20 protein-coding genes are annotated in these 13010 nt (G+C 38.3%); all 20 read right to left on the minus strand.

Translation table 11 applies throughout. From position 1 onward, the window contains the following. Nucleotides 1–5: 5 nt before the first annotated feature. The gene (locus AC07SW_RS06280) at nt 6–803 is read right to left on the minus strand and encodes an energy-coupling factor transporter transmembrane component T family protein (RefSeq protein ID WP_034572066.1); all 798 of its coding nucleotides are present in this window, start codon (nt 801–803) and stop codon (nt 6–8) included. Then, nucleotides 800–1675: an energy-coupling factor ABC transporter ATP-binding protein gene (locus tag AC07SW_RS06285; protein WP_119907487.1), complete on the minus strand. Its 876-nt coding sequence runs from the start codon at nt 1673–1675 to the stop codon at nt 800–802. Before AC07SW_RS06285 ends, AC07SW_RS06280 begins: the two co-directional genes overlap by 4 nt. Then, nucleotides 1651–2490: an energy-coupling factor ABC transporter ATP-binding protein gene (locus AC07SW_RS06290; RefSeq protein ID WP_074402182.1), complete on the minus strand. Its 840-nt coding sequence runs from the start codon at nt 2488–2490 to the stop codon at nt 1651–1653. Before AC07SW_RS06290 ends, AC07SW_RS06285 begins: the two co-directional genes overlap by 25 nt. Before the next feature lie 151 nt (nt 2491–2641). Beyond that, complete coding sequence (locus AC07SW_RS06295) at nt 2642–3811, minus strand: M20 family metallopeptidase (RefSeq protein ID WP_162919128.1); 1170 nt, start codon at nt 3809–3811, stop codon at nt 2642–2644. A gap of 17 nt (nt 3812–3828) precedes the next feature. Beyond that, nucleotides 3829–5034, minus strand: a complete 1206-nt coding sequence (locus AC07SW_RS06300) for a hypothetical protein (protein ID WP_494632476.1) — start codon at nt 5032–5034, stop codon at nt 3829–3831. Nucleotides 5035–5356: 322 nt separating this feature from the next. Beyond that, entirely contained in the window at nt 5357–5737 is a 381-nt protein-coding gene (gene rplQ / locus AC07SW_RS06305; RefSeq protein ID WP_034572077.1) for a 50S ribosomal protein L17, read from the minus strand. Between the two features lie 26 nt (nt 5738–5763). Continuing rightward, nucleotides 5764–6708, minus strand: a complete 945-nt coding sequence (locus tag AC07SW_RS06310) for a DNA-directed RNA polymerase subunit alpha (protein ID WP_034572079.1) — start codon at nt 6706–6708, stop codon at nt 5764–5766. 73 nt (nt 6709–6781) lie between these two features. After that, nucleotides 6782–7171: a 30S ribosomal protein S11 gene (gene rpsK, locus AC07SW_RS06315; protein ID WP_034572082.1), complete on the minus strand. Its 390-nt coding sequence runs from the start codon at nt 7169–7171 to the stop codon at nt 6782–6784. A gap of 26 nt (nt 7172–7197) precedes the next feature. Beyond that, nucleotides 7198–7563, minus strand: coding sequence for a 30S ribosomal protein S13 (gene rpsM, locus AC07SW_RS06320; protein WP_034572084.1), 366 nt, complete (start codon nt 7561–7563; stop codon nt 7198–7200). 31 nt (nt 7564–7594) lie between these two features. Next, nucleotides 7595–7708: a 50S ribosomal protein L36 gene (gene rpmJ / locus AC07SW_RS06325; protein ID WP_010052089.1), complete on the minus strand. Its 114-nt coding sequence runs from the start codon at nt 7706–7708 to the stop codon at nt 7595–7597. Between the two features lie 34 nt (nt 7709–7742). Beyond that, nucleotides 7743–7961, minus strand: a complete 219-nt coding sequence (gene infA / locus AC07SW_RS06330; protein ID WP_010052088.1) for a translation initiation factor IF-1 — start codon at nt 7959–7961, stop codon at nt 7743–7745. A gap of 249 nt (nt 7962–8210) precedes the next feature. Then, nucleotides 8211–8858, minus strand: coding sequence for an adenylate kinase (locus tag AC07SW_RS06335; RefSeq protein WP_034572086.1), 648 nt, complete (start codon nt 8856–8858; stop codon nt 8211–8213). 59 nt (nt 8859–8917) lie between these two features. Beyond that, nucleotides 8918–10210, minus strand: a complete 1293-nt coding sequence (gene secY / locus AC07SW_RS06340; protein WP_034572088.1) for a preprotein translocase subunit SecY — start codon at nt 10208–10210, stop codon at nt 8918–8920. Further along, nucleotides 10210–10650, minus strand: a complete 441-nt coding sequence (rplO, locus tag AC07SW_RS06345; protein WP_034572090.1) for a 50S ribosomal protein L15 — start codon at nt 10648–10650, stop codon at nt 10210–10212. The genes secY and rplO overlap by 1 nt, the downstream gene beginning before the upstream one ends. Nucleotides 10651–10692: 42 nt before the next feature. Further along, nucleotides 10693–10872 (minus strand): 50S ribosomal protein L30, encoded by a 180-nt coding sequence (gene rpmD, locus AC07SW_RS06350; protein WP_034572091.1) that lies wholly within the window; start codon nt 10870–10872, stop codon nt 10693–10695. Nucleotides 10873–10887: 15 nt separating this feature from the next. Then, nucleotides 10888–11388, minus strand: a complete 501-nt coding sequence (gene rpsE / locus AC07SW_RS06355; RefSeq protein ID WP_034572093.1) for a 30S ribosomal protein S5 — start codon at nt 11386–11388, stop codon at nt 10888–10890. A gap of 20 nt (nt 11389–11408) precedes the next feature. Beyond that, on the minus strand, nt 11409–11765 hold the full coding sequence (rplR, locus tag AC07SW_RS06360; protein ID WP_034572095.1) for a 50S ribosomal protein L18: 357 nt from the start codon (nt 11763–11765) through the stop codon (nt 11409–11411). Between the two features lie 44 nt (nt 11766–11809). Then, entirely contained in the window at nt 11810–12346 is a 537-nt protein-coding gene (rplF, locus tag AC07SW_RS06365; RefSeq protein WP_034572097.1) for a 50S ribosomal protein L6, read from the minus strand. 31 nt (nt 12347–12377) lie between these two features. Further along, complete coding sequence (gene rpsH / locus AC07SW_RS06370; RefSeq protein WP_034572100.1) at nt 12378–12776, minus strand: 30S ribosomal protein S8; 399 nt, start codon at nt 12774–12776, stop codon at nt 12378–12380. 33 nt (nt 12777–12809) lie between these two features. Beyond that, nucleotides 12810–12995 carry a type Z 30S ribosomal protein S14 gene (locus AC07SW_RS06375; RefSeq protein WP_010052071.1) on the minus strand — a complete coding sequence of 62 codons (186 nt, stop codon included), beginning with the start codon at nt 12993–12995 and terminating at the stop codon, nt 12810–12812. Nucleotides 12996–13010 lie beyond the last annotated feature (15 nt).

Below are 13010 nucleotides of genomic sequence, written 5' to 3' on the forward strand. Positions count from 1 at the left end.
GTTGTTTAAGTTCTTAAATATACAAGTAAAACAGTTACCACTGCGTATACTAAAATGACGAGTGTATCATTGCGTTTCCATTTTAGTAAGCGATACTTGGTTCGACCTTCCCCACCTTGATAGCCTCGAGCCTCCATTGCTGTTGCAAGCTCTTCCGCGCGGTTAAAGGAACTGACAAAAAGCGGGACTAGTAATGGGACGATGGATTTCATTTGTTGGAAGACATTGCCTTCACCAAAATCAACTCCACGAGCCCGTTGAGCGTTCATAATTTTTTCCGTTTCATCCATCAATGTCGGAACAAATCGCAATGCTATCGATAGCATTAACGCAATTTCATGCACTGGAAATTTAACTACATTTAATGGGCGTAATAAAAATTCAATCGCATCGGTTAATGCTAAAGGCGCCGTAGTTAACGTCAATAAGGTCGACATAAAAATAATCAACACAAAACGACAGAAGATAAATACACCGTTTAACAACCCAAATTGTGAGATGACGATTGGTCCCCACTCAAAGTAGACCTCGCCACCTCGGCTAAATAAAACTTGTAAGACAACGGTAAACAAGATTAACCAAATTAGTGGTTTTACGCCGTTAATAAAAAACTTATACTTGATTTTAGAAAGAGCGATTGTTGCCATTGTAAAGGCAAATAAAAATAAATATGTTTGCCAATTGTTTGCTAAAAAGATAATACCAATAAAGTAAAAACTTGCTAGTAATTTTGCTCGCGGGTCTAAACGATGAATAATCGAATCCCCAGGTATATAACGACCAAAAATCAGTTTGTCCATCATTTGCCGTCACCTGCTTTGTCTTGAATTTTCGTCACAAGCAAATCAGCTAAAGCCTCTGTCGTTAATGGCAATTCGCCTAAGTCAACACCTGTTCGTGCTTCAAAATAGTTACTGAAAGCAACCGCCGTTGGCACTCCTAATTGTTTTTCCTTTAACCAATCGGATTCTTTAAAAATCTCACTTGGCAATCCTTTTTTCACAATTGTGCCACCTTCTAAAACAACCATTTGATCCGCATAATCTGCCACGTCATCCATTTGATGGGTTACTAAAACGATTGTCAGTCCCTTTTCTTTATAGAGATAGTGAAACATTTCCATCATATCTAGACGTCCTTTTGGATCTAAGCCTGCTGTTGGTTCATCTAAGACCAAGACATCTGGCTCCATCGCTAAGACACCTGCAATCGCCACACGGCGCATCTGGCCACCGGATAGATCAAATGGTGAGCGTTCCATATAAGATTCGTCTAAGCCCACCAAATCAAGCATTTCTTTTGCTAGCGCTTTGCCTTCTTCTTCCGTTGCGCCAAAATTTCGAGGACCAAATGCAATATCCTTTGCGATGGTCTCTTCAAAAAGCTGCGCTTCTGGAAATTGAAACACAATACCAACTTTTTTACGAATGCCTTTTAGGTTCTTATTATTGGTTTCAGGTGTAATCACACGATCGCCAATCGTTACAACACCTTCAGTAGGTTTCATTAGCGCATTTAAATGTTGTAATACAGTCGATTTTCCACTACCAGTATGCCCCACTAACGCTGTAAAACTGCCTGATTTGATTTCTAAATCAATATCATATAAGGCGCGATTTTGAAAAGGAGTGCCTTTTTGGTAGGTATAGCCTACTTTTTCGAAAGTAATGTCCATAGCCAATCCACCATCCCTTCCTCAGTTAAATACTCTTCTGGTACTGTGATATTTCTAGCCTTCAATGCTGACTTTAATTTTTCTGGAAATGGCAAATCTAAGCCCATTTCAATCAGTTCATCCCCATAAGAGAAAATTTCTTCTGGAGTCCCTTCTTTAATCAACTTGCCCTCTTTCATCACTAACACACGATTTGCACTAGCCGCTTCATTGATGTCATGAGTGATTGAAATCACCGTTAAATTAGCAGTCTCTTTGATTGCTCGCACAGTCGCAAGTACTTCTTCTCGGCCTTGAGGATCAAGCATACTTGTTGCTTCATCTAAGATAATAATATCTGGACGCAGTGCCACCACACCGGCAATGGCCACTCGTTGCTTTTGTCCACCTGAAAGTCTGGCCGGCTCTTTTTCAAGATAATCTGTCATTTTCACTTTATCAATTGCGTCTTTTACGCGTTCTATCATTTCTTCACGGGGAACACCTATATTTTCTAAACCAAAAGCTACATCATCTTGAACCGTTGAACCTACAAATTGATTGTCTGGATTTTGAAAGACCATTCCAACCATTTTTCGAATATCCCAAACAGATTCTTCCGTTAAAAGATGTCCGCCAACGGTAACCGTTCCTTGAGTTGGAGCTAGTAACCCATTAATGGTTTTCGCTAAGGTGGATTTTCCTGAACCGTTATGTCCAATAATTGCGATCCATTCTCCTGCTTCAATATCAAGTGAGACACCGTCAATTGCTAAACCTTCTGCATCTGGATGATATTTATAGGATATGTCATTTAATGTTATAATTTTCTCCACTGACGAAACCTCCATATTGATTCAATTCAATCCCTATAAGACTATCAAAAAAGAGAGTCTTATGCAATATTATTTGTTTTAACTCCCTCTATTATAATGTTTCTGAAATTCAAAAACTAGCCTAAAATTTTCCCTTAGACTAGTTTTTTTATTAGTTATTTAAATAGTTATATGCGTACTGAGCATACATCTCTGCTCCCATTTTCATTGCGTCTTCATCAACGTTGAATTTCCCATGATGGTGCGCCCATTCTGTGTCTTTATCTGGATTTCCACAGCCCACTAAAGCAAAGCAACCTGGAGTATATTCTGTATAGTAGCTAAAATCTTCCCCACCAGTAGTTGGTGGCTCTTGAAGTAATGCGTCCTCACCAAAGCTATCTTGAATAATTTTTTGCGCAAACAAGGCATCTTTTTCATCATTTACAACTGGAAGCGTCCCGTATTGGTAATCAACTGCTGCTGTTGCTCCGTAAATTAACGCTGTATGTTCTGCATATCGTTGAATCGCTTTTTTTACTCGCTCTCTTGTTTCAATACTAAAGCAACGAACGGTTCCTTCTAAACGTGCATTTTCCGCAATGACATTGAATCGCGTTCCAACATCCATTCTACCAATCGTCACTACTACTGGATCTAACGGATGTGTCTCTCTTGAAACGATTGCTTGAACATTCATTACAAAAGCAGAAGCCACCATCGTTGCATCAATACATGCATCTGGCATCGCCCCATGACCTCCTCGTCCAGTAAAATCAATTGTGAAAATATCAGCAGAAGCAAATGAAGAACCTACTACACAAGAAACTTTTCCCGAAGGCATTTGTGACCAAATGTGAATGCCAAAAACATTGTCTACCTCTTCGACAGCACCTTGCTCCACCATCGCTTTAGCCCCTTTTGCATTTTCTTCAGACGGTTGAAAAATAAATCGTATCGTTCCTTTAATATCAGATTGAATCTCTTTTAAAGCTTTAGCAGCCGTTACCAGCATCGCTGTATGGGCATCGTGTCCACAGGCATGCATTTTACCGTCTTCTAAAGATTTATAAGCTAATCCTTCATTTAATTCTTGAACAGGTAATGCATCCATGTCAGCACGTAACGCTACTGTCTTACCAGGTTTCCCTCCTACTAACTCTGCAATCAAACCAGTAGGAACTGTTTTTCTATAAGGAATTCCTAACTTATCCATTTCATCTGCTACTTTTTGAGTCGTACGAAATTCTTCCCATTGCAATTCTGGGTGTTGATGTAAATCTCGTCTAAATGCAATCATTTCTTCTTCGTATTTTTTAACACTAGCTTTTAAATTCCCCATCAATTAAGACCTCATTTCTATAAATTTGATAAAATGCTTGAAAAAATACCTGCTAAAACAACAGATACGATTGTAACCGTGATAAAGCCTGCTACTAGCATCGGAGGCAGCATATGACTTGTTAATGCTTCTTGCTCTTTCTTGTCTTCTGTCAAAGCTTGGATCACTTCATTGGTAATAATATAATCTGCTGGGAAACCATAGAGCGCTGTTAGCGAAACTGCAAAAGCCATTTCTTTACTCACACCTAGTAGCCTTCCTATAATTGCTGAAAATACATACATTCCAAATACTCCAATGACAATAATTCCTACCATCGGCAACAATAATTCTTTTAGCATTTCTGGTGTCGCATTTTTTAATCCATCAAAGATAAACAACATCAAGCCTAAAATTGCAAAACCAAAACCATTTGCTTTTTGAAGTGGTTGTTTTTCTAAGAAACCACTACTTGAAGCTATAACTCCAAATAATAAACACAAAACAAACGGGCTAACTGAAACAAATGGAGCCAACCAAACAGAAACATAATAAGCGAACATTCCAACAATGGACAATCTAAAAAATCTAGAAAAATTTGTATGATATCGTTTTGGAACTTTGGCAAATAATTTAGGAATTTCTTCATCCTCTTCTTTTATTGCTTTTTGCTGTTCTTGCTCATTTGTAGGAATCCATTCGCCACTTCGATAGTTGGCTAGCATTCGTTTGCCTTCCTTTTTCAACATAATCGATGTCAAAGGATACCCTGCAAAACCTTGCATCACATAGATCAAAATTGCAAGCACGGATAATGACATCAAACCAGCCTGTTGTGCTGCTTCAGACATAATCAAAGAGGAAACAACTCCACCCACCAATGGAGGGATCGCTACTAAAATCGTTTGTAAATCAAAAAACAACATCCCAACTGTTAAAAGTAAGACAACAATTCCAGCAATTCCTGACAGTGTGATGACAATCGTTTTCCACTGATTGATTAGCTCCTTCACAGAAAGTAATGTTCCCATATTGGTAATTAGCAAGTACATCAGTAACGTAGCTACGACACTTGGAATACCTGCGACTTCAACAATATTCGTTGGAAAAATAGTCCAATACCCAATAATAAACAAGACTGCACAAACAAAGACAGAGGATACCCAAGCTTTCGTTTTAGCAGATATAATATCTCCTATGTATAAAATTCCCATCAATAAAGTAAAAGCTAACATTTGCGACATAAACATTCCCCATTTCGTATTATTGTCAGAATATTCTGATTTACAATAGTATACAAAAGAACCATTTGAATTGCAACCTTATTTTAAAACAAGCGTTAGTTTACGATTCTAATCCAAATAAAAAAACAGTTTTTACGAGCTCTTTCAAAAGAGTTTCGTAAAAACTGCTAGAAAACAAAAAAAATAATCACCTTTGATGAATTTACCTCCCCTGAAAACATTCAGGGGAAGTTTCGAGCTAGACTTGGAAGTAAACTTCCATCATCGTAACACTCTTTACAAACATCGATAAAGTGAAGCATTTGTAATGTTTAAATTGAAATTAAACCAATTCAATGATAACCATTGGTGCAGCGTCTCCGCGGCGAGGTTCAGTTTTCATGATACGAGTGTATCCACCTTGACGCTCAGCGTAACGAGGTGCTACATCGCCAAATAATTTTTGTAAAGCTGATTCAGTAACAATTTTTTCGCCATCTTCTTTAACAGAAGCAACTTCGTTACGAACAAATGCAGCTGCCTGACGACGAGCGTGCAAATCGCCACGTTTACCTAAAGTAATCATTTTTTCAGTTGTAGAGCGAACTTCTTTAGCACGAGCCTCAGTTGTTACAATACGTTCGTTAATGATTAAATCAGTCGTTAAATCGCGCAACATTGCTTTACGTTGTGAACTTGTACGTCCTAATTTACGGTAACCCATTGTGATTTTCCTCCCTTGATACGGTACTAGTCGTCTTGACGTAGACCTAAACTTAATTCTGCTAGTTTAAATTTCACTTCTTCAAGTGATTTACGACCAAGATTACGCACCTTAATCATTTCTGCTTCAGATTTGTCTGTCAATTCTTGAACGGAGTTAATACCAGCACGTTTCAAACAGTTGTATGAACGTACAGATAAATCTAGTTCTTCAATTGTCATCTCAAGCATTTTTTCTTTATGCGTTTCTTCTTTTTCTACCATGATTTCAGCTTTACGGGCTTCATCAGTTAGATTTACGAAGATATTTAAATGCTCTGTAAGAATTTTAGCTGCTAAACTCACAGCCTCTTCTGGGCTAATAGAACCATCTGCCCATACATCAAGCGTTAATTTGTCAAAGTTATCTTTTTGACCCACTCGAGTATTTTCTACTTGATAGTTCACACGACTAACTGGGGTGTAAATCGAGTCGACTGGTAATACACCAATAGGCATATCATCGTGTTTATTATGTTCAGCTCTTGCATAACCTCTTCCTGATTTTGCAGTTAAACGAACGTGGAAACGTGCGCCTTCAGCTACTGTACAAATGTACAAGTCAGGATTTAAGATTTCAACATCGCTATCATAAGTGATATCGGCTGCTGTTACAACTGCTGGACCTTTTACATCGATTTCAATCGTTTTATCTTCACCAGAATATAACTTGAGTGCAAGTTTTTTAATATTCAAAATGATTGAAGTTACATCCTCAACAACGCCATCAACGGTTGAAAATTCATGTAAAACACCATCAATTTGGATAGTAGTTACTGCTGCACCTGGAAGAGATGACAACAATATACGACGTAGAGAATTCCCTAGCGTTGTACCATAACCACGTTCAAGTGGTTCTACAACGAATTTACCAAACTTGGCATCATCGCTGATCTCAATCGTTTCAATTCTTGGTTTTTCAATTTCGATCATTCTATACATACCCCTTTCAAAACGTTAAGTTCATGTTACTGAGTGCAAACAAGTTCAATGTAGCAGCTCTCAATTAAACACGACGGCGTTTTGGAGGGCGGCATCCATTATGAGGAACTGGAGTTACATCACGAATACCTGTAACTTCTAAACCAGTAGCTTGTAATGAACGAATTGCAGCTTCACGTCCTGAACCAGGACCTTTTACAGCAACTTCTACAGTTTTCATACCATGTTCCATACACGCTTTAGCTGCAACTTCTGCTGCCATTTGAGCTGCGAATGGAGTTGATTTTTTAGATCCACGGTAGCCTAATGATCCAGCTGATGACCATGAAATTGCATTCCCATGAGTATCAGTAATCATTACAATAGTATTGTTGAATGTTGAACGGATATGTGCTACACCAGATTCAATATTCTTTTTCACACGACGTTTACGAACGACTTTTTTTCCTGCCATGAAGAGTTACCTCCTAACTTAATTAATTATTTTTTCTTGCCTGCAACTGTTCTAGCTGGGCCTTTACGAGTACGCGCGTTGTTTTTCGTGTTTTGTCCACGAGTTGGTAAACCACGGCGGTGACGCATGCCTCGGTATGATCCGATTTCCATTAAACGTTTGATGTTTAGGTTAACTTCACGACGTAAGTCACCCTCAACTTTCAACGAGTCAATTTCAGCGCGGATGCGATCTAATTGATCATTTGTTAATTCACGTACACGAATTTCTTCTGATACGTCTGCAGCTTTCAAAACTTCGATAGCTGTGTTTTTACCGATTCCATAAATATAAGTTAAAGAGATTACTACACGTTTATCACGTGGAATATCTACACCTGCAATACGAGCCATTACAATTACACCTCCTGTATATTTTTAGTTATTATCCTTGACGCTGTTTGTGTTTTGGATTTTCACAAATTACCATAACACGTCCGTTACGACGGATAACTTTGCATTTTTCACAAATTGGTTTTACTGATGGTCTTACTTTCATGAACTATACCTCCCATTTTATTGACGGAGTACAATTATTTAAAGCGATAGGTAATGCGACCGCGAGTTAAATCATACGGTGACAATTCTACTGTTACTTTGTCTCCAGGTAAAATACGAATGTAGTGCATACGGATTTTTCCTGAAACATGAGCCAATACAACATGCCCATTTTCAAGTTCCACTTTAAACATTGCATTCGGCAAAGTTTCAACGACTGTTCCTTCAATTTCAATGACATCGTCTTTAGCCACGCCTAGTACCTCCTTAAAATTGTTTCGCAAATCAATGCGATAAACTTAGCGAGAACCTTGGCCCCCACCATTCTGTTTCATCTTAACCTATTAATTCTATCACAATATAGACGCATTGAAAAGTCAAGACCCCGAATATTGTACCATAGAATTAAAATAGTGACAAGCCCCTCATGAGACTACCGCTTTTCCTCGTTCAACAATTTGGATAAAACGAGGCTTCATTTTCGTCATTAAAGAACTAAGCTTTTATTTTTCAATAATTGCTTTTACTTCTTTGAAAACATCGTGAATGTCTTGATCACCTTTAACAGTGTTCAAAACATGGCGCGTTTCATAAAAGTCTAACAAAGGTTCTGTTAACTCTAGATTAATATTGATTCTGTTTTCAACTGTTTCAGGTTTGTCATCATCTCTTTGATAGAAATCATGTCCGCCACAGCGATCACAAGTTCCTTCAACTGTTGGAGGATTAAATACTTTATGATAAGTAGCCCCACAAGTGCGGCAAATGATTCTCCCAGTTAAACGTTCCATTAAGATGTCTTTATCCACATGAATGTTGATAACGGCATCGATTTTTTTTCCCAGATCATTAAGGATTGTTTCCAAGGCTTCCGCTTGGTTAAGCGTTCTTGGGAAACCATCTAATAAAAATCCTTCTTTTGTATCAGCTTCAGCTAAACGTTCTTTTACAATCCCGTTTGTCACTTCGTCTGGTACGAGTTCGCCTTTATCCATAAAGGATTTAGCTTTTAAACCTAAGGCTGTTTCATTTTTGATAGCAGCTCGGAACATATCACCAGTTGAAATATGTGGAATTTTATAAGTATCCACAATTTGTTCAGCTTGTGTGCCTTTACCTGCACCAGGAAGACCCATTAAAATGAGATTCATGTTTTTCCTCCTTAAATGTAAGAATGAGTGCTGAAGGAAATCCCTCAACACTACTGTTCTTATTGTATAAAGCCTAGATAGTTACGCTTAATCATTTGGCCTTCTAATTGTCTAGTTGATTCTAATGCAACACCTACTACGATAAGTAAGCTTGTTCCACCAAGACCAATAGACTGAGGTAGGTTCCATAAGTTTTGCGCGATAATAGGTAAGATTGCAATTAAACCTAAGTAAACTGCACCGACTGTACTTAAACGCATTAATACGCCTGAGATATAATCTTCTGTCCCTTTACCAGGACGCACACTTGGAATATATCCACCTTGTTTTTGTAAATTTTCTGAAACTTTTTCTGGATTCACTTGAATGAATGCATAGAAGAATGTGAAAAGAACAATTAACAATGTGTATAAAACCGCACCTGCTGGTTTTTGATAATTAAAAATATTATTCATAATGATATACCATTGATCGTCAGCATGTGTCTTAGCGAAGAATCCCATAATCGTTTGCGGAGTTACAATAAATGAACTTGCAAAGATAACTGGGATAACACCAGCAGAGTTAACTTTTAACGGTAAGAACGAGCTTTGGTCGGAACCAGTCGCACGCTTAGAATATTGAATTTTAATTTTTCGTTTTGCTGTTTCAAAAAACACAACTAGTAAAACTACTGCAAGAATTGCAACAACTAAAGCAACAGTAAACAAGATTGCTTTCCAAAGTTCTGATCCCGCATTTTTGATTTGTGTATTGTAATAGGACATAATCCCATCTGGTACACGAGCCACAATACCTGAAAAGATAATCATAGAGACGCCGTTCCCAAATCCCTTAACAGTGATTTGTTCACCCATCCACATAACTAACATTGTACCTGCTGTTAACATCAATGCAATACTTAGGTAAGTCATTGTCCCTGGATTTTTAACTAAGCCAAATCCAGATAAAGCGTTAAACCCGTAAGAGATACCGATTGATTGGACAAATGCCATAATAATCGTTAAATATCTTGTTACTTGATTTAATTTTTTACGACCAACTTCCCCTTGCTTCGACCACTCAACAAACTTAGGAACAATGTCCATTTGAAGTAATTGAACAACGATTGAAGACGTGATATAAGGCGATACACCCATCGCAAAGATGGAGTATTGACTTAACGCGCCACCACCAAAGGTATTCAGCAAGCCGAAAATTCCAGAATCTGAAATGTTAGAAACGGCTTTAGCGTTAATGCCCGGAACTGTTAAATGAGTTCCTAGGCGAAAAACGATTAAAACACCTAAAGTGAATAATATTTTGTTTCTAATGTCTTTTACTTTGATTGCACTACTCAGTAATTTGATCATTAGATCACCTCGATTGAACCACCAGCAGCAACGATTGCTTTTTCTGCTGCTTCGGAGAATTTGCTTGCTTTAACAGTCAGTTTACGTTCAACTTGACCATTACCCAAAACTTTAATCCCTGATTTTTCATTTTTAACGATACCAGATTCCACCAACAATGCTGGTGTAACTACTGTTCCGTCTTCGAAGCGATTTAATGTTTCTAAATTAACGATTGCAAACTCTTTGCGGTTAATGTTAGTAAAACCACGTTTTGGTAAACGACGGAATAAAGGTGTTTGTCCACCTTCAAAGCCTAAACGTACTCCACCGCCTGAACGTGAGTTTTGTCCTTTTTGACCGCGACCTGAAGTTTTACCATTACCAGATGAAGTTCCACGTCCAACGCGGTTACGCACTTTACGAGAACCTTCAGCAGGTTTTAATTCATGAAGTTTCATATAGATTGGGCACCTCCTTCAATAATAAGTCTCATTCTTTTTTTAAACTTCTTTTACGTCCACTAAATGCGAAATTGTGTTAACCATACCTTTGATTGCTTCATTAGCTGGTTTCACGACAGTGCTGTTCAGTTTGTTTAAACCTAGAGCTTTCGCAGTATCTTTTTGATTTTGAGGACGTCCGATAACGCTACGTTTTAAAGTAATTTCTAAATTAGCCATTTCTTATTGTCCTCCTTAACCTGTAATTTCTTCAACTGATTTGCCGCGAAGTTTTGCAACTTCTTCAACACGTTTCAATTGTTTTAAACCGTCAACTGTTGCACGAACAACGTTAATTGGAGTGCTTGAGCCTAATGATTTACTTGTAATATCAGCAACACCTGCTAACTCAAGGACCGAACGAACGGGACCTCCAGCACTGACTCCAGAACCGGCTACGGCTGGTTTCATTAAGATGTTTCCGCCGCCAAAGCGTCCGATAACTTCATGAGGAATTGTTGAATCTACCATTGGTACTTCAACAAGATTCTTCTTAGCATCTTCAATTGCTTTACGGATAGCTTCAGGTACTTCTTGGGCTTTCCCAGTACCGAAACCTACGTGACCATTTCTATCTCCTACAACTACTAAAGCAGCAAAACGTAAACGACGTCCACCTTTAACAACTTTAGTAACACGGTTGATAGCAACGACACGGTCTTCTAATTCCAAATGTGTTGGATCGATATAAACCATGAATGGTATTCCTCCTTTTATTAAAATTCTAGTCCATTTTCGCGAGCAGCTTCAGCTAAAGCTTGTACACGGCCATGGTAAAGGTAACCACCACGGTCAAAGACTACTTCTTTAACGCCTTTTTCAACAGCGCGTTTAGCTACTAAAGCTCCCACAGCAGATGCTAGTTCAACTTTAGTTTCGCCTGATACTTCTTTATCTAATGTAGATGCACTTGCTAGCGTTACACCCGCTACGTCATCAATTAATTGAGCGTAGATGTTTTTGTTTGAACGGAAAATGTTCAAGCGTGGGCACTCTGCAGTACCTGAAATCTTAGAGCGAACTCGTGCGTGTCTCTTTTGACGCATTTTGTTTTTATCTAGTTTCGTAATCACAATTGTCACCTCTTTAATAGTTTATTTAGGCTATTCGCAGGCGATTATTTACCTGTTTTACCTTCTTTACGACGAACGTGTTCTCCAACGTAACGAATCCCTTTGCCTTTATAAGGCTCTGGAGGACGTACTCCGCGGATGTTAGCAGCTAATTCGCCAACGCGTTCTTTGTTAGCTCCTTTGATAATTACACTAGTATTTGAAGGAACTTCAACAGTAATTCCTTCTTCTGGTGTAAATTCAACTGGATGTGAGTAACCAACGTTCAATACAAGTTTTTTACCTTGTAATTGTGCACGGTACCCAACCCCGATTAATTCTAAAGCTTTTTCAAATCCTTCTGTTACTCCGATAACCATGTTATTTAGGTTAGCGCGCATTGTTCCGTGTAAAGCACGGTTTTCTTTATCGTCGTTTGGACGAGTAAAAGTAATTTCGTTACCTTCCACATGCATTGTAATGTTAGGGCTGAAAGAGCGAGTTAATTCACCTTTAGGTCCTTTAACAGTAATATCGTTACCATTTTCAGTAACAGTTACTCCTGCAGGAATTGTGATTGGTTTTTTACCAATACGGCTCACAGCAATGCACCTCCTTGTTTAATCTTAAATATTACCAAACGTAAGCGACGATTTCGCCACCAATGTTTTTAGCTCTTGCTTCTTTATCAGTGATAACACCTTCAGAAGTTGAAACGATCGCAATTCCTAGTCCGTTAAGAACTTTAGGAACTTCACCAGTTTTAGCGTAAACACGTAAACCAGGTTTAGAAATACGTTTCAATCCAGTGATAACACGTTCGTTGTTTTTTCCATATTTTAAGAAAACACGGATAACACCTTGTTTGTCATCTTCAATATACTCAACATCTTTAATAAAACCTTCACGTTTTAAAATTTCAGCGATATCTTTTTTTATTCTTGAAGCAGGCAATTCTAGTGATTCGTGACGCACCATGTTGGCGTTACGAATGCGCGTTAGAAAATCTGCAATCGGATCTGTCATGACCATTGTACTTATTACCTCCTTTTTGCAAGTATCGTTTTACCAGCTTGCTTTCTTCACGCCGGGAATTTGTCCTTTATAGGCAAGTTCGCGGAAGCAAATACGGCAAAGTTTAAATTTACGATAAACTGAATGTGGACGACCGCAACGTTCGCAACGTGTGTATGCTTGTGTTGAGAATTTTGCAGGGCGTTTATTCTTAGCAATCATTGATTTTTTAGCCACGTAGTTCGCCTCCTT

Source organism: Carnobacterium sp. GW821-FHT04C06, assembly GCF_059420345.1.